This window comes from Enterobacter sp. HNDS-6 (assembly GCF_039850505.1).
In the GTDB taxonomy this organism is placed as follows: Bacteria; Pseudomonadota; Gammaproteobacteria; order Enterobacterales; family Enterobacteriaceae; genus Enterobacter; species Enterobacter kobei.
On record NZ_CP156673.1, the window covers coordinates 3,903,809 to 3,920,296 of the forward strand.

The window sequence follows — 16,488 nt, forward strand, 5'->3', positions numbered from 1 at the left end:
TCTAATTAGGGTCGACAGTAATGATCCCACAGATTTCTCAGGCACCTGGCGTCGTTCAACTGGTGCTTAATTTTTTGCAGGCACTGGAGCAACAGGGTTTTACAGGTGATACCGCCACGAACTATGCCGACAGGCTGACGATGGCCACCGATAACAGTATCTACCAGCTTCTTCCCGATGCCGTCGTTTTCCCTCGTTCAACCGCCGACGTGGCGCTGATTGCCCGGCTGGCCACGCAAGAGCGGTTCGCCTCTCTGGTCTTTACGCCGCGTGGCGGCGGCACCGGGACCAATGGTCAGGCGCTGAACCAGGGCATTATTATTGACATGTCGCGCTATATGAACCGCATCATTGAGATCAATCCTGAAGAGGGATGGGTGCGGGTTGAAGCGGGCGTCATCAAAGATCAGCTAAATCAGTATCTCAAGCCTTACGGTTACTTCTTCGCGCCGGAACTCTCCACCAGTAACCGTGCGACCCTTGGGGGCATGATCAATACCGATGCGTCCGGTCAGGGGTCACTGGTCTACGGAAAAACCTCCGATCACGTGCTGGGCGTGCGTGCGGTTCTGCTGGGTGGCGATATTCTTGATACCCAGCCGATGCCGGTCGAACTGGCGGAAACGCTGGGTAAAGACAACACCACCATCGGGCGTGTTTATCGCACGGTGCTGGAGCGCTGTCGTGACAACCGCCAGCTGATCCTCGATAAATTCCCCAAACTGAACCGCTTCTTAACGGGCTACGACTTGCGTCACGTCTTTAACGACGATCTGACGCAGTTCGATTTAACCCGGGTGTTGACCGGCTCTGAAGGCACGCTGGCGTTTATCACCGAGGCGCGGCTGGATATCACCCGTTTACCGAAGGTGCGTCGTCTGGTGAACGTCAAATATGACTCCTTCGACTCCGCGCTGCGTAATGCACCGTTTATGGTTGAGGCGCAGGCGCTGTCGGTAGAAACCGTCGACTCTAAAGTGCTGAATCTGGCGCGGGAGGACATTGTCTGGCACTCCGTGCGGGAGCTGATTACCGACGTGCCGGATAAAGAGATGCTGGGTCTCAATATCGTGGAGTTTGCTGGCGATGACGCGGAACTGATTGAAAGCCAGGTGACGACGCTCTGCCAGCGTCTGGATGATCTAATTGCGCAGGGTGAAGGCGGCGTGATTGGCTGGCAGCTCTGTAACGATCTGGCCGGTATTGAGCGTATCTATGCGATGCGTAAAAAAGCCGTGGGCCTGCTCGGTAATGCAAAAGGCGCAGCGAAGCCGATTCCGTTTGCCGAAGACACCTGCGTGCCGCCTGAGCATCTGGCGGATTATATCGTTGAGTTTCGCGCGTTGCTGGACAGCCACGGCCTGAGCTACGGCATGTTCGGCCACGTCGATGCCGGGGTGCTGCACGTGCGCCCGGCGCTGGACATGTGCGACCCGCAGCAGGAGATCCTAATGAAGCAGATCTCTGACGATGTGGTGGCCTTGACCGCCAAATATGGCGGTCTGCTGTGGGGGGAGCACGGGAAAGGGTTCCGCGCGGAATATAGCCCGGCCTTCTTCGGCGAACAGCTCTATGCGGAATTACGCAAGGTCAAAGCGGCCTTCGACCCGCATAACCGCCTCAATCCCGGAAAGATCTGCCCGCCTGAAGGCGTGGATGCGCCAATGCGCCAGGTGGATGCCGTAAAACGCGGGACTTACGACAGGCAGATCCCAATTGCGGTACGTGCCTCCTGGCGCGGCGCGTTGGAGTGTAACGGCAATGGTCTGTGCTTTAACTTCGATGTGAAAAGCCCGATGTGTCCGTCGATGAAAATCACCAGCAACCGTATCCATTCTCCGAAAGGGCGGGCGACCCTGGTGCGCGAATGGCTGCGCCTGCTGGCCGATCGCGGCGTTGATCCGCTCAGGCTGGAGCAGCAGATACCGGAAAAACGGGCCAGCCTGCGCTCGCTGATTGAGCGCACCCGCAATAGCTGGCATGCCAGTAAAGGCGAGTATGATTTCTCCCATGAGGTGAAAGAGGCGATGTCCGGCTGTCTGGCCTGTAAAGCCTGCTCGACGCAATGCCCGATTAAGATCGATGTGCCGGAGTTCCGCTCGCGCTTCCTGCAGCTCTACCACACGCGCTATCTGCGCCCGGTGCGAGACCATCTGGTGGCAACCGTGGAAAGTTACGCACCGCTGATGGCGCGCGCGCCTAAGACCTTTAACTTCTTTATCAACCAGCCGCTGGTGCGCAAGCTCTCCGAAAAGCATATCGGTATGGTCGATCTGCCGCTGCTGTCGGTGCCGTCTCTGCAGCGCCAGCTTGTCGGGCATCGCTCGGCAAACATGACCCTGGAACAGCTTGAGGCGCTCACCCCCGAGCAAAAAGCGAATGTCGTGCTGGTGGTGCAGGATCCGTTCACCAGCTACTACGACGCCCAGGTGGTCGCGGACTTCATCCGCCTGACCGAAAAACTGGGGTATCAGCCCGTGGTTCTGCCGTTCTCGCCCAACGGCAAGGCGCAGCACATTAAAGGCTTCCTGACGCGTTTTGCGAAGACCGCGCGGAAAACCGCTGACTTCTTAAACCGTGTGGCGCAACTGGGTATACCCATGGTCGGCGTCGATCCGGCGCTGGTGCTTTGCTATCGCGATGAATATAAACAGACGCTGGGTGATAAGCGCGGCGAATTCCACGTCATGCTGGTGCATGAGTGGCTGCCGTCAGCCCTGGAAGCGCGCGCGATTCAGGATGTCAGCGGTGAACCATGGTATCTGTTCGGCCACTGCACGGAAGTGACGGCGCTGCCCGGCGCTCCGGCGCAGTGGGCATCCATTTTTGCCCGGTTCGGGGCGAAGCTGGAGAGCGTTAACGTGGGCTGCTGTGGGATGGCCGGTACGTACGGTCATGAAGTGAAAAACCACGCCAACTCGCTCGGCATCTATGAGCTGTCCTGGCACCAGGCCATGCAGCGTTTGCCGCGAAACCGCTGTCTGGCGACGGGCTACTCCTGCCGCAGCCAGGTGAAACGGGTAGAAGGTAACGGCGTACGCCACCCATTACAGGCTTTACTGGAGATAATTGGATGATCTGGAAACGTGCCGTCACGCTGCAGGCGCTGAATGCCATGGGCGAGGGGAATATGGTTGGGCTGCTGGATATCCAGTTTACCCGCATTGGCGACGATGATATTGAGGCCACAATGCCTGTCGATCATCGGACTCATCAGCCGTTTGGTTTATTGCACGGCGGTGCGTCCGTCGTGCTGGCCGAAACGCTGGGCTCGGTTGCAGGGTATCTCTGCACCGAAGGTGAGCAGAAGGTCGTCGGGCTTGAGGTGAATGCCAACCACATTCGCTCAGTGCGCAGCGGACGCGTACGGGGTATTTGCCGCGCGCTCCATGCCGGCAGCCGTCACCAGGCGTGGCAGATTGATATCCTCGATGAGCAGGATCGCCTCTGCTGCTCGTCGCGTCTGACGACGGCGGTCGTGTAAAGTTTTCAGATGAATTGCCTTTGGTCAAAAACTAGCCAGCAGGTTGTGATATACTGCTCAGGATTTGTACATAAGCGAGGACATCATGGATACTGAAATAACCCCAACACAGCTGGCAATTGAATATTTACGTCGCGATAAGAGCAACCTGTCTCCGGCGCAGTACCTGAAAAAGCTGAAACAGCTTGAGCTGGAATTTACAGATTTGCTGGCGCTCTCTTCGAATGAATTGAAAGAAGAGATCTACTTTGCTTGGCGGTTGGGCGTTCACGTCCATTGAGTGAGTGTTGTTGAAAAGGCCGCAATTGCGGCCTTTTTTGTGCCTGACATTCAGTATCTGGCAGGAAGTTTGTTGATTTTAAGGAGACGACCTTCTTCCATTTCGATAAACCCGCCGGTTTTTAAATCGGCCAGAATGCGCATGACCCCGCTTCGGGAGAGCTGGGTTTTCTCCCTGATATACCTTTCCGCCGTCACGCTGCCGCGATAGCTCTCATCTTCCTCCATCAGCTTTATGAGCTGCTGGCGAATCATCTCATACGCCGTCGGTGCCCCCTGAGGCATCACGTTGTTATAAAGACGGCTATAAACAAACATGAGCTGTTTTGAAAGCAGCCCCCACAAGGCCTTTTCTTTGATGATGTCATTAACCCGCTCGGCGGTGAGCGTGCCTATCAGGCAAGGGCTTACGGTCTTGAGGTAGTCATTAAAATAAATGTCGGTCAGATTAGCGAGGCCGAAGAGGGCGGGGCTGCGGGCCGTGGAGAGCATCATATCGTCGCTTCTTCTGTAGATAGCGACCGTCCCCTCAAGAATTAAATAGCACATTCCCTGACCATCGATCTGAAGGTCAAGCCGTTCGCCGCGAGCGGTTTGTCGTGTCGTACAATCAGGCAGTAAGTGAGAAATAAGCTCTTGCGCGTAGGGGGAGCCACGTTGAGGCGTTTCTGGAAGGGACATGGTCGCTGCTAACCTTTAAATAAACCTGGCTAAGTATAGCGTCTATCGTCTCTGGCGGCACGGTGGCGGTCAATATTTTCGTGGCAGATGATGAATGTCGAGCAACACGCCACGCTCCATGGTGATGTACTTCCCGGTGCGCAGTTCCGAGAGGATACGCATAATTCCGCTGCGCGAAAGATAGGTCCGGCTTTTGATGTAGGCTGCCGCCGTCGTATTTAACCGGATTGCGTCGGGTTCCTGCATCAGTTCTACAAGCTGGAAGCGGATAATATCGTAGGCCGACATTTGCGATATTTGCGCGCAATGTTCGTAGACCCGCGAGGCGGTATAAATAAGCAGCTTAGAAAAGTGCTCCCATAAATTATGTTGCGACACAATTTGATTGAAGCTCTCCAGCGGCACGCGGGCGATCTCTGCGGTCTCCAGCGCCCGGACATACAGGTGCTCAGAGGAAAACTGACTGCTGACACCGAGAATAAAAGGAGTAGATTCAGAGTTTAAAACAATGCCGTCGCCGCGCCGATGAAGCGCCACGCTCCCCTGGAGAAGCAGAAAGCATTGCCGAATATCATCTTTATAATAATGTACCGTTTCGCCACGGCCGATGATCATTCTGTTGGCCACAGGCAAAACATGTTTAATCAGCGTGTCTATATGGGCGAACGGTTTTAAATCCAGAACTGAGGACTGGTGATTATTCAGTTGGGTGGTTAAACGCGTATTCATAAGATACCTCACTGCGACGCTTTGTATGATCAATTTTTGATCTGCGAAGGGAATTATCTTAAAAATGAAGAACTCAGGGAATATTCCCCGCAGGTCTAAAAGTAGACCGGGGGATCTCAGGAGTCTAACGTTCTGAATCACAGGAGAAAGTGTGTCGGGTCTACAATTAGACTCGCTCACTATTCGATAATTTTCTGCTGTGATAAATGTTGTTTTTTCGTTAAATCACAGTCTACAGCTAGACCATCAAAAAGTTGTTTTCAGGAAAATGATTATATAAATTTTATCCAGTCAGTCAGAAAGACCTTATGCCATCGATTGGGAAATAAAAGAATGTTAACGGGTTCTTTTATCGGCTTTCTGCTACGTGAATTTCAATAATAAATAAAGTTATCCAGTAAACAGGAACATGATGATTATGAAAAAGAATATTATTTTAGCAATGGTAGCGGCAGGTTCCGCCTTAATGATGGGCAATGCCTTTGCGGCTGCGGGCACCGTAAACTTTAATGGCAACATCCTGGATTCAGCCTGCGATGTTGCGGTGGCCTCTCAAAACCAGGTGGTGGTATTAGGTGATTATTATAAAACAGAATTTCCAACCACCGGTTCAAGAACGGCGGCAACGAAATTCAATATTATTCTGAAGAATTGTCCGGTAACCGTGACCAGTGCCAAAGTCCGTTTTGACGGCACGCCCGATATGACCAATACGGATCTGCTGGCGATTGATACGTCCGTCGCCGGTGCCGCAACCGGGGTTGCCATCAATTTGATGACTGCTGATAAAGCTGACCTGCCGCTGCATAGCAGCAATAGCTACAACTATTCGTTAAGCAGCAGTGCTGACAATACGTTGGATTTCTATGCGCAGTATATTTCAACGGCAGCAGCGGTAACATCCGGTCCTGCAAACTCCGTCGCTAACTTCTCTGTTGTTTATAACTAATTACTCAGCAGCAAAAAGTCCGCTCCGCAAGGTGTTGTGTGGGGGCAGTCATTGTCCCCTTGTATCAAGAGGTTCAAAATGAATGTTATTAGCAAAGCCCTGCTGAGCGCGGCTGTTATTATGGCGTCGCTGTCACAGGCTTCTGCCGGGGTTATTATTGGCGGTACCCGCGTTATTTTTGATGGTGGAAAAAAAGAAGCCTCCATCAGCATCAATAATGCGGATGAAGCCCCTTACTTAATCCAGTCCTGGATTGAGATGCCAGAAGGTAATGCTAATAAAGCGCCTTTTATCATCACCCCACCGCTCTACAGGCTTAACGGTGGTCAGCAGAATATTGAACGTATTTTGCTCACCGGCTCGTTGCCGCAAGATAAGGAAAGTCTGTTCTGGCTGAACATTAAAGCGATACCGTCAGCCACGAAACAGGTTAATTCATTGCAGATTGCCGTGAAGACACGCATCAAGCTTATTTATCGTCCGGAAAAGCTGAAGGCGTCAACGCCGGAGGAACAGGTAAATAAATTAACCTGGTCCCGCAGCGGAAATAAAATCCAGGTCTCTAATCCTACACCCTATGTCATTAACTTTAATGACATAAACGTCGGGGGTAAAAAACTGGAGGAGGCCTCATGGGTGGCGCCGGGCGCAGTGGCTGCATTTAGCTTACCGCCCGGCATTTCTGGCAATCAGATCCAGTTCAGCGTGATTAACGATTATGGCAGCCCGGGAATAAGACACCAGGCCAGTTTTTAATAGTTGAAAAACGGGCGCTCTCATTAGTGGGTCAGGTTTATGATGATGGCAACGAAAAATATAAAAATGCAACCCGCGCGTCTGGCTGTTTATATCACCTTCGCGCTGACGCATGCTGTATCTGTGGCGCATGCCCGGGAAACCTTTAACGCCGAGCTGGTGGAGCTGGATAATCCCGGGATGGCAAAAGCCGATTTATCTGCGTTTGAATCCGGTTCGCAGGCACCAGGGAAATACCATGTTGATATCATTCTTGACGACCAGCTTATTGAGACGGGCGATATTGATTTTATTGCAGTAAACGATGAGAAGGGAAATGACAGCCTGCTGCCTTGCCTGAGTATTGCACAGCTAAAAAGCTGGGGCGTCAAAACCGCACTGTTCCCCGGCCTGACGAGCGAAACGACATCCTGTGTCAACCTGCAGGCAATCCCGCATGCCAGTACCGATTTTCAGTTCGGCGCGCAGCGGCTGGTCATCAGTATTCCTCAGGCCGCGATCGATCTGCCTGCACGAGGGTATGTTTCCCCGGAACAATGGGATGAAGGGATCACCGCCGCGATGCTCAACTACAGCCTGAGCGGGGCGAACAGCCGGGCAAAACAGGCCGGCATTAAGAACAGTAACAGTCAATACGCCAACTTACGCCCGGGCATTAACGTTGGGCCGTGGCGGCTGCGCAACTACACCACCTGGTCGCGGGATGAGACGGGCCAGGACACGTGGGATACCGTCTACACCTACGCACAGCGGGCCATTATCCCGCTCAACGCACAGCTCACCCTGGGCGATAGCGCCGCGCCCGCAGACGTGTTCGACAGTATGCCGTTTCGCGGCGGACAACTGGCTTCCGACGACGACATGCTGCCGGATTCGCTGAAAGGCTATGCACCCGTGGTTCGCGGTATCGCGCGGACCAATGCCCAGGTGGTGGTGCGGCAAAATGGCTATCAGATTTATCAGACCTATGTTGCGCCTGGTGCATTTGAAATTACGGATATGTACCCCACGGGCGGCGCGGGCGATCTGGATGTCACCATTAAGGAAGCTGACGGCAGTGAGCAACATTTCACTCTACCGTATGCCTCGTTGCCGGTATTACAGCGCGAGGGGCGCCTGAAATATGCGCTGACTGGGGGCCAGTACCGCTCTTATAACCATAACGTTGATAAGACGCCGTTTGGGCAAATCACCGGGATCTATGGTCTTTCGCAGGGCTTCACGCTCTACGGTGGGTTGCAGGCGTCGAGCAAATACCAGTCTGTCGCAGCCGGGCTTGGGAAAAACATGGGCGATTTGGGTGCGATTTCTGCGGACGTGACCCAGGCCTGGTCCACCCCGCAGGACGGCAAAAAATCCAACGGGCAATCCTGGCGCGCGCGTTACAGCAAGAACTTTGTGGGGACCGGGACCCAGTTTTCGATTGCAGGCTACCGCTACTCGACCCGCGGTTACTACGGCATGCAGGAGATCCTCGATTCCTGGGGTGACAGCACTGCGCTTCAGGACCGGCGTCGCAACCGGGCCGAACTGACGATGAGCCAGACGTTGGGCAACAATCTGGGTTCGCTGACCCTGAGCGCGGCCCGTGAAGACTACTGGAATTCGGGTAAAACGATGGCGTCATACAGCCTGGGTTACAACAACTACTGGCACAACATCAGTTACGGACTGACCTGGACTTACAGTAAAAACGGCAGTGCGGGTTCTTATCATGGTAATAAACGATACGACAGCGATCGGCTCCTGGCTTTCAACGTCAGTATTCCCCTTGAGAAATTTTTGCCGCAAACCTGGGCTAACTATGGCGTGAGCGCCAGTCAGCTTAACGGCACCACACACAACATCGGTCTGAACGGGGTGGCGCTGGAAAACCATGCGCTGAACTGGAACGTGCAGCAGGGGTACGGGTCGGATGGCGTGGGCTACACGGGCAACCTGAATGGTGATTATAAAGGAACCTACGCTGAACTGACGGCGGGCTACAGCTATGACAAAAACAGCGAGCGCCTTAACTATGGCCTGCAGGGAGGCGTTCTCGCTCACCGGGAAGGGATCACCTTCTCACAGCCTCTCGGTGAGACCAATGTGCTGATTAGCGCCCCGGGTGCGCACGATGTTGATATCCGTAATCAGGCGGGGGTCGAAACGGATTACCGGGGCTATACGGTGGTCAGTAATCTCTCCGTTTACCGTAAAAATGAGATCGCCCTTGCTCCGGAAAGTATGCCGGATGATGTTGAGCTGGAGATTAATACCCGCACAGTGACCCCGACGCGTGGCGCGATCGTGGTGGCTGATTATCAGGCGAAGGTTGGGCGCCGGGTGTTGTTTAATTTAACGCATAACGGCCAATTTGTTCCCTTCGGGGCAATGGCGAGCCTGAACGGTGTCGATAACAGCAGCGTTATTGTTGGCGATAAAGGACAGGTCTATCTCACCGGTCTGGATGCACGGGGAACGGTCGTTGTTACCTGGGGGACGGAAAGCGACCGGCAATGCCGCGCACCGTTCGTCCTCCCTCCGCCATCATCGGCAGGCGGAATTACCGAACTCAACGTCAATTGTCTTTAGGGTTTTTTAAAATGCGCTTAATTACGATGATATTTCTGCTGTGTATCGCAGCAGGCTGGAGCAGTGCCCATGCAGGCACCTGCACGACGATTACGCCCCAGGAATCTACGTTGTCCATCGGCACCATTACGGTGCAGCGCGATGTGGCCGTTGGTACCGTTTTATTTTCGCGTAATGCGTCAATCACCAGCGCCTATTTAACGGGATGCACGAGTCCGGTAATGCTGGGATTTAGCATGCGATATCTGAATGCAACCCAGAGCGCTTTCGGAAATCACGTCTATGACACAAACGTAAGTGGAATTGGTATTCGTTTTTCATCTGGGGGATATTTTGAAAATCCGACCAATACCTTTTCCTATACCGCACAGGCCAGCTATGTCGAATGGTGGGGCGGTAAAATAGAACTTATCGTGACCGGACCGGTCGCGTCAGGTTCACTCACGCCGGGAGTACTGGGCGTGGTGATGCTGCAGGGGAGCGATGGCATTTACCGTGATGCTCTGACGACCACGCTGCTGGGGGGAACGGTTAACGTGCTGGCCTGCAGCATCACCACCCCGCAGCTGACGTTCCCTATCGGCGATATTTCTGCGGCGACGTTTGGCTCGACGGTGGGCACCACACCGGCGGGCGCCCGGAATACGCAAAATCTTGGACTTAACTGCGATCCTGGCGCCAACGTGAATGTTTCGATCAGCGGTATTCAGAACCCGGACGTTGCGACGACGAGCGTGCTGGCACTTACGAGGCAAGGGAATACCGGCACGGCGAAAGGGGTTGGCGTTCAGTTGCTCTATAACGGCACGCCGCTGGCGTTAAATACGCGCCTGCCGTTAACCGTTGCCGCGGGCGGTCAGCAGACATTTCCGTTAACGGCGCGTTATTACCAGACAAAAACGACGGTTGAGCCCGGCACGGCCAATGCCTCTGCGACCTTAAATTTGACGTATCAGTGATGGATAAAGCGATGAATATTTTGCGCACGGCCGCGCTCGCCGCCACAGTAATAAGCAGCAATATCTTTGCGGCGGACAGCGTTAATGTCAGCGTTACCGGCAATATTATTGCCGCTCCGTGTATATTCAATGGAGGGAATGCCAGTCTGAATATTAATCTTGGCAATATACAGGCATCAAATATGGCTACGCCGGGATCTTCATCCGATCCTGTGCCCTTTAACCTGTTATTTACCCAGTGTCCGACGGGGACGCGCAGCGTGACGGTCTCCTTTACCGGCACTCCCGATCCGGATGCGGGAGCGGATTATTACATGAACAGCGGTTCAGCCACGCACGTTGCGATTGCGATGAGTGAGGCCGCGACAGGCGTGCTGAAAGGAACGGGTGCAAGCCTCACTCAACCTGTTTCAGCAGACAGAACGGCAACGATAGCCATGCTGGCATCGGTCAGATCCTTCACCGGCGGTACGACGCCGGGGAGCATCAGTGCCGTCGTGGTCATGACGATGCAGTACAACTGATATGCTGAATATTGTGATTAAAGAGACCGACGCATTTTTCAGAGCGGGATTGCAGTGTTTTCTTGAGGATTTCTTCTTTCATAATTTCAAACATCTGCTTCACTTTGACGGCGAACTTTCTCATGAAAATGTCAGTGCCGCCGATATTATTTTTCTCTCTTTATGTCAGGGGGAAACCCTGACCTGTTATCCTGAATTACAGGCGCGGAAAAAAGGAATTGTGGTTGGGCTGGTGGATGATGAACACCGTTTCTCGACATATCCGTCCTGTTTTCAGGATATGATTTTTATCTCACGCCGCGCGTCGCTGGACAGGATCACCGAGACGCTGTTTATCGCATGGTACCGCACACAGCTCTCAAGCTTTCACTGGAGGAAGAGAAGCTGCAGCGAATGCCAGCATAAAATATTATCGCCACAGCAAATTCGCGTTATGGTGAATTTTTACAGAGGATTATCGGTAGGGCAGATCGCGAATAAGCTTAAAACAAGTGATAAAACTATTTTTACCCATAAATATTTGCTGATGCAAAAATTCAACCTGCGCAGTGATTTTGAACTGGTGGCTTTGATTCACAGGATGGTGGAGAAGAATACCCCTGCAAACCGGTTGCGAGACTATCTGACTCACCATCATGGTTAACCAGTATTCCCAATAACATACCAGGGGCGCAATAGTGTCATTCATTATCGCGCCCCTGATTCTGCGAATTACAAAACCGTTAAGCCTTTTTTCCTTACACGTTCACGGCATTGATCAACCGCGTTTTCATCGTCTGGTAAGACGACGCCGCAAAATCCTCCGCCCAGCGCTGGTCCTCAATGGCTTCCAGCATTACCGCGCAGTACTTGGTTTCCGGCGTTTTAGAGACAGGGTCAAGGTTGTCCTGCGTTAACTCGTTGCAGGCGCCAATCCACCACTGGTAGGTCATATAGACCGCACCGGCGTTGATACGCTCACTGATGCTGGCGCGGGTGATGACCTTGCCCCTGCGTGAACGAACCCATACCAGCTGGCCGTCATGGATGCCCAGCTTATCCGCATCGGCTGGATGCATCTGTACCCGGCCAGGTTCGTCGGCCAGGCTTTGCAGCGCGGCGCAGTTCCCGGTCATTGATCGGCAGGAATAATGTCCCACTTCACGCACCGTGCAGAGCACAAGAGGGTAGTCATCATCAGGGGTTTCTGCCGGTGCGCGCCACGGTGCAGCAAAGAGCTGCCCCTTGCCGGTTGGGGTGTCGAACTGATTGTCTTTGTACAGGTATGGCGTTCCCGGATGATCCAGCGTCGGGCACGGCCATTGCACGTGGCCCATTTCGCCCATTTTTTCATAGGTCACGCCATAGAAAAGAGGGCACAACGCGCGCATCTCGTCCCAGATCTGCTGGTTATCGGCGTAGTGCATCGGATAGCCCATTTCGGTGGCGAGCAGGCTGATGATCTCCCAGTCACGCTTAACGTTGCCGCTGGCCTGAATGGCCTGGCCAAAACGCTGGAACCCCCTGTCGGCACAGGTAAAGACGCCGCCGTGTTCCCCCCAGGAGGTGGCAGGGAGCAGCACGTCAGCCACTTCCGCCGTTTTGGTCATAAAGATGTCCTGAACCACGACAAAATCGAGAGCGTCAAAACCGCTGCGGACCAGGCCGAGATCGGCTTCCGTCTGGAGCGGATCTTCCCCCATGATGTAATAGGCTTTGACCTTGCCTTCCAGCGCCAGGTGAGGCACTTCGGTAATGCGCGTCCCGACGCGATCGTCCATCTTGTTGACGTCAATTCCCCAGGCATCGGCGAACTTCTGTCTGACGGCGGGATCGGTCACATCCTGATAGCCGGGGAACATATTCGGCAGCACGCCCATGTCACAGGCACCCTGAACATTGTTTTGTCCACGCACGGGACCGACGCCGACGGCAGGACGACCGAGGTTGCCGGTCAGCAACGCCAGGCTGGAAAGTCCTTTAACCACATCCACAGCCTGACCAAACTGGGTCACGCCCATTCCCCACATCACGGTGGCGGAAGGGGCCGCCGCGAACGTACGCATTGCCTGACGAACGTCACTGGCGGAAATGCCGGTGAGGTGTTCAACCCGCTCTGGGGCATACTCTTTGACCGTCTGCCGATAGGCTTCAAGCCCTTCAGTAAAGCGTGCGACGTAGTTTTTGTCGTACAGCTCCTCTTCCAGCAGCACATAGCCAAAAGCGTTGACCAGCGCCATGTTACTGCCGTTTTTCAACTGCAGATGCTGGTCGGCAATGCGCGCCGTTTCGATGCGGCGCGGATCGCAGACGATGATTTTTGCACCGTTTTCCCGGGCTTTCAGCACGCGACGGGCGACGATAGGGTGGGAGTCTGCGCAGTTGTAGCCAAATACCAGCAGACATTTTGAGTTTTCAATATCGTTGATTGAATTACTCATTGCGCCGTTGCCAAGTGTCTCCTGTAAACCGGCCACGGAAGGGCCGTGACAAACGCGCGCGCAGCAGTCTACGTTGTTCGTGTTCAACACCGCACGGGCAAATTTTTGCATCACGTAGTTGGTTTCATTACCGGTGCCGCGTGATGAACCGGTGGTCATGATCGCGCGCGGACCGAATTGCGCTTTGATACTGCTGAGCTTGTGGGCGGTGTAGCGGATAGCCTCTTCCCAGGTCACGGGGGTGAATGCCTCTCCCTTACGATAACGGATCATCGGTTGGGTCAGGCGGGGAGTGAGCAGACGGGTGTCGTTGAGGAAGTCCCAGCCGTAAAATCCTTTCAGGCACAAGGTCCCCTGGTTTGTGACCCCCTCTGCCGCTTCGGCGCGGAGGATACGGTTATTTTCAACAACAAGGTTTAATTTGCAGCCTGCACCACAGTAAGGGCAGACGCTGGCGATTTTATTCATCAATAACAGACCTGTTAAGAAATGAAGCAAAATGACTGGTAAGCCCAGTCCCGTAAATGGGATTAAGCAGAAACCATGCCATATTTAAAGTGCTTGATTTACAGGGTGTTATGAGGGCGGGGACGTGTCATCGTCAAATGTTCGTCAGTTTTGACGATGACACGAGAGCAGCGGCTGGGAATTAAAGGTCGTCCATGGTGTAACCCACGACGATTTCAAGCGTCTTACGAATAACATCCGCCTGAACAACATCATGGGTGGCTTCCAGCGTCTGGATGAGCCACAGAATGATGGCTTTATTTGACAGATGGCCTTCGGAAGCCAGAACACAGCGTACTGCAGTAGAAAAAACAGCGGACTCTTCAGCAAAACGATCGCCTGCGTGACGGAAATACTCCGACAGCGCGCTTTCTAAAAAAGCAGAATGGTATTCGGGTTGAAGCTGAATATTTTGTCTCATTTGTTCTCACCGTAGCTGTTAAATTGCAGTCAATGTATTTTTTTGGGATCGGACGGTTTTCCATTTCCAAATAACGGCACTACATTGTCTCGGTTATCATTGAGAGGTCCCTCTCTTGTTATTCGTCCTTGCGCGGTTCTGCGACGTTTTAATGGCAAGCTGTTTGAGCCGATTTCGGCAATCACCTTCGCCAGTGTCTCCCGCCGCCGGGGATCCTTTTCATGTACTTTCATATCCCGCAGACGCTGTACAAGAGCCTCAGTGGTGATCGGGCCGTGCTCTTTCAACAGTGAAAGAACGGCTTCCCCAATCAACTGGTCAGTCAGCTTATCTGCGTCACTGCTATTCATAACCTTACCGTTCGAAGAGCAGACCAAGCAGCATGTGATAGTGCTCTTCCTCTTCAGGGCCATCGGCTTTTTCGAGGCGGCTTAACAGCTTGGTACAGAGCGATTTGCGATTAAGGTTTCGCCCGTCGCTCAGGATTTCAACCACAACTTGTCCCAGCGTTTCCTGTTGAGTGGGAAGCGCGGCTTTTTCGAAGTACTGTGCGATCGCTGCTGCGGAATCTGCGACGTAACCTTTCTGCTGCATGTTTCGCTCCTGTAAAATTTTGTAATCAGTAACGTTACATTTAAGGTATACACAATTTCCAAATCTGTACATAAAAAATGTACAGATTTTTAATAAAATTAGGATATATTTTATAAATTCTTTATTTTTCAATTTGTTGCGTGTTGTTCATGAAACGGTAATGTTACAGAATATATTGTACAAATTGACGAGCCACTGTTAAGTTGTACAGCGCCCCATAAATGCACCATTAACGGCCGTAAATGATTGAGATGTAAATTATTTGTCAGGCAATTAATGTGCTATAAAAAGAAGTCTCCCCACATGTTTTTGTGGTCAAACCTTAACCCCCCAGGACTCGCATGCTTACAACCATCATTTACCGCAGTCACATCTGCGAGGACGTGCCAGTGAAAGCGCTGGAAAATATGGTCGCTGCTGCAAATAGTAAAAACCGGCAATCCAGCGTCACGGGGATCTTGCTGTTCAACGGCACACATTTTTTTCAATTGCTTGAAGGGCCTGCGGAAAACGTAACGTCCATCTACGAACAGATCTGCTCTGATACGCGCCACCATAATGTGGTCGAGCTGATGCGCGATCACGGGCCTTCACGGCGTTTCGGTAAAGCGGGTATGGAACTCTTTGATTTGCGCCAGTACGACAGGGAAGAGGTGCTCCAGCAGGTGCTTGATAAAGGCACAACCCGCTACCAGTTGACCTACAACGACCGTGCGCTGCAGTTTTTCCGCACCTTTGTCGAGGCCACAGAGAAAGCCAACTATTTTGAGCTGCCGCCTGCGGATTCCTGGGATTTCGTCCCGGAAGAAACGCGCTTATCTGCGCAGCCTGAAGTCGTGGCAAAAGGGGCGGACTGTAGCTTTGCGTTTCAGCCTATCGTCGATCCTTTCATGCAGCAGGTTGTCTCCTGGGAAGCGCTTCTGCGCACTCCATCCGGTGACTCACCGGGAGCGTATTTCGCCAATCGCACGCGTGAAGAAGTGCATGCTTCTGATTTGCAAAGCAAACAGGTGGCTCTCTCCATGGCCAGCGCGCTGGGGTTACAGGATCAGACTTTATCCATCAACCTGCTGCCTATGACGCTGGTCAACGTGCCCAATGCCGTGGACTTTCTGCTCACCGCTATTGATGCAAATGGCTTTGTGCCGGAGCAAATTGTGGTGGAGTTTACCGAAAGTGAAGCCATTTCCCGTTTCGATGAGTTTACGCATTCGGTCAGACAGCTAAAAAGTGCGGGTATCAGCGTAACCATCGATCACTTCGGTGCCGGTTTTGCCGGGTTGCAGCTCCTGGCGCAATTCCAGCCGGACAGAATTAAGATTAATCGCGATCTGGTCGCGAACGTGCATAAAAGTGGCCCACGGCAGGCCATTATTCAGGCGATAATCAAATGCTGTGCCTCACTGGAAATACAGTTTTGCGCGGTGGGCGTGGAGAAGGCGGAAGAGTGGATGTGGCTGGAGTCTGCGGGCATTTCTCAGTTCCAGGGGCATCTTTTTGCCAGCCCCCGACACGGCGGTATCCCGTCTATCGCATGGCCAGAGAAAAAATACGATTTCTGACGAAGCTGTACAAAAACCTGTAGACTTGACTGTACGGCAGGCAAGATTT

The 16,488-nt window shown here is 53.1% G+C and carries 16 protein-coding genes; 10 read left to right on the forward strand and 6 right to left on the reverse strand.

All coding sequences use genetic code 11. The annotated features are described in order from the left end of the window. Positions 1–20 precede the first annotated feature (20 nt). The 3 genes from ABFI50_RS18290 to ABFI50_RS18300 all read left to right on the forward strand — a co-directional run bounded on the left by ABFI50_RS18290 (position 21) and on the right by ABFI50_RS18300 (position 3,764). On the forward strand, positions 21–3,077 hold the full coding sequence (locus ABFI50_RS18290; protein ID WP_213782283.1) for an FAD-binding and (Fe-S)-binding domain-containing protein: 3,057 nt from the start codon (positions 21–23) through the stop codon (positions 3,075–3,077). Next, positions 3,074–3,484 (forward strand): 1,4-dihydroxy-2-naphthoyl-CoA hydrolase, encoded by a 411-nt coding sequence (gene menI / locus ABFI50_RS18295; protein WP_347484736.1) that lies wholly within the window; start codon positions 3,074–3,076, stop codon positions 3,482–3,484. Before ABFI50_RS18290 ends, menI begins: the two co-directional genes overlap by 4 nt. A gap of 85 nt (positions 3,485–3,569) precedes the next feature. After that, the gene (locus ABFI50_RS18300; protein ID WP_003857766.1) at positions 3,570–3,764 is read left to right on the forward strand and encodes a YdiH family protein; all 195 of its coding nucleotides are present in this window, start codon (positions 3,570–3,572) and stop codon (positions 3,762–3,764) included. 50 nt (positions 3,765–3,814) lie between these two features. Here ABFI50_RS18300 and ABFI50_RS18305 read toward each other — a convergent pair whose 3' ends face one another. Both ABFI50_RS18305 and ABFI50_RS18310 read right to left on the reverse strand, forming a co-directional pair. Next, complete coding sequence (locus tag ABFI50_RS18305) at positions 3,815–4,444, reverse strand: helix-turn-helix domain-containing protein (RefSeq protein ID WP_047344136.1); 630 nt, start codon at positions 4,442–4,444, stop codon at positions 3,815–3,817. 69 nt (positions 4,445–4,513) lie between these two features. Then, the gene (locus ABFI50_RS18310) at positions 4,514–5,173 is read right to left on the reverse strand and encodes a helix-turn-helix domain-containing protein (RefSeq protein ID WP_014883518.1); all 660 of its coding nucleotides are present in this window, start codon (positions 5,171–5,173) and stop codon (positions 4,514–4,516) included. Positions 5,174–5,591: 418 nt separating this feature from the next. On the opposite strand from ABFI50_RS18310, the gene ABFI50_RS18315 reads away from it, so the two are divergent. The 6 genes from ABFI50_RS18315 to ABFI50_RS18340 all read left to right on the forward strand — a co-directional run bounded on the left by ABFI50_RS18315 (position 5,592) and on the right by ABFI50_RS18340 (position 11,578). Beyond that, positions 5,592–6,122, forward strand: coding sequence for a fimbrial protein (locus tag ABFI50_RS18315; RefSeq protein ID WP_032645360.1), 531 nt, complete (start codon positions 5,592–5,594; stop codon positions 6,120–6,122). Positions 6,123–6,200: 78 nt separating this feature from the next. Next, on the forward strand, positions 6,201–6,878 hold the full coding sequence (locus tag ABFI50_RS18320) for a molecular chaperone (RefSeq protein ID WP_023338262.1): 678 nt from the start codon (positions 6,201–6,203) through the stop codon (positions 6,876–6,878). Positions 6,879–6,923: 45 nt separating this feature from the next. Further along, positions 6,924–9,452 carry a fimbria/pilus outer membrane usher protein gene (locus ABFI50_RS18325; RefSeq protein WP_347486134.1) on the forward strand — a complete coding sequence of 843 codons (2,529 nt, stop codon included), beginning with the start codon at positions 6,924–6,926 and terminating at the stop codon, positions 9,450–9,452. Between the two features lie 11 nt (positions 9,453–9,463). Next, positions 9,464–10,411, forward strand: a complete 948-nt coding sequence (locus ABFI50_RS18330; protein WP_347484739.1) for a fimbrial protein — start codon at positions 9,464–9,466, stop codon at positions 10,409–10,411. 11 nt (positions 10,412–10,422) lie between these two features. Beyond that, positions 10,423–10,935: a fimbrial protein gene (locus ABFI50_RS18335; RefSeq protein WP_347484741.1), complete on the forward strand. Its 513-nt coding sequence runs from the start codon at positions 10,423–10,425 to the stop codon at positions 10,933–10,935. Between the two features lies 1 nt (position 10,936). Then, a complete protein-coding gene (locus ABFI50_RS18340) occupies positions 10,937–11,578 on the forward strand; it encodes a LuxR C-terminal-related transcriptional regulator (RefSeq protein WP_059371963.1) in 642 nt (213 codons plus the stop codon). A gap of 94 nt (positions 11,579–11,672) precedes the next feature. Here the strand turns inward: ABFI50_RS18340 and fdhF are convergent, their stop codons facing one another. The 4 genes from fdhF to ycgZ form a co-directional block, all read right to left on the reverse strand. Further along, the gene (gene fdhF / locus ABFI50_RS18345) at positions 11,673–13,823 is read right to left on the reverse strand and encodes a formate dehydrogenase subunit alpha (protein WP_347484743.1); all 2,151 of its coding nucleotides are present in this window, start codon (positions 13,821–13,823) and stop codon (positions 11,673–11,675) included. Positions 13,824–14,004: 181 nt separating this feature from the next. Then, positions 14,005–14,283, reverse strand: a complete 279-nt coding sequence (locus tag ABFI50_RS18350) for a biofilm/acid-resistance regulator YmgB/AriR (RefSeq protein ID WP_014883526.1) — start codon at positions 14,281–14,283, stop codon at positions 14,005–14,007. 29 nt (positions 14,284–14,312) lie between these two features. Further along, positions 14,313–14,633: a hypothetical protein gene (locus ABFI50_RS18355; protein WP_045282005.1), complete on the reverse strand. Its 321-nt coding sequence runs from the start codon at positions 14,631–14,633 to the stop codon at positions 14,313–14,315. 4 nt (positions 14,634–14,637) lie between these two features. Then, positions 14,638–14,877 carry a regulatory protein YcgZ gene (gene ycgZ, locus ABFI50_RS18360; protein ID WP_008500634.1) on the reverse strand — a complete coding sequence of 80 codons (240 nt, stop codon included), beginning with the start codon at positions 14,875–14,877 and terminating at the stop codon, positions 14,638–14,640. Positions 14,878–15,218: 341 nt separating this feature from the next. Here ycgZ and ABFI50_RS18365 point away from each other — a divergent pair, with 341 nt between their 5' ends. After that, a complete protein-coding gene (locus ABFI50_RS18365; protein WP_201405350.1) occupies positions 15,219–16,439 on the forward strand; it encodes a diguanylate phosphodiesterase in 1,221 nt (406 codons plus the stop codon). Positions 16,440–16,488: the final 49 nt, after the last annotated feature.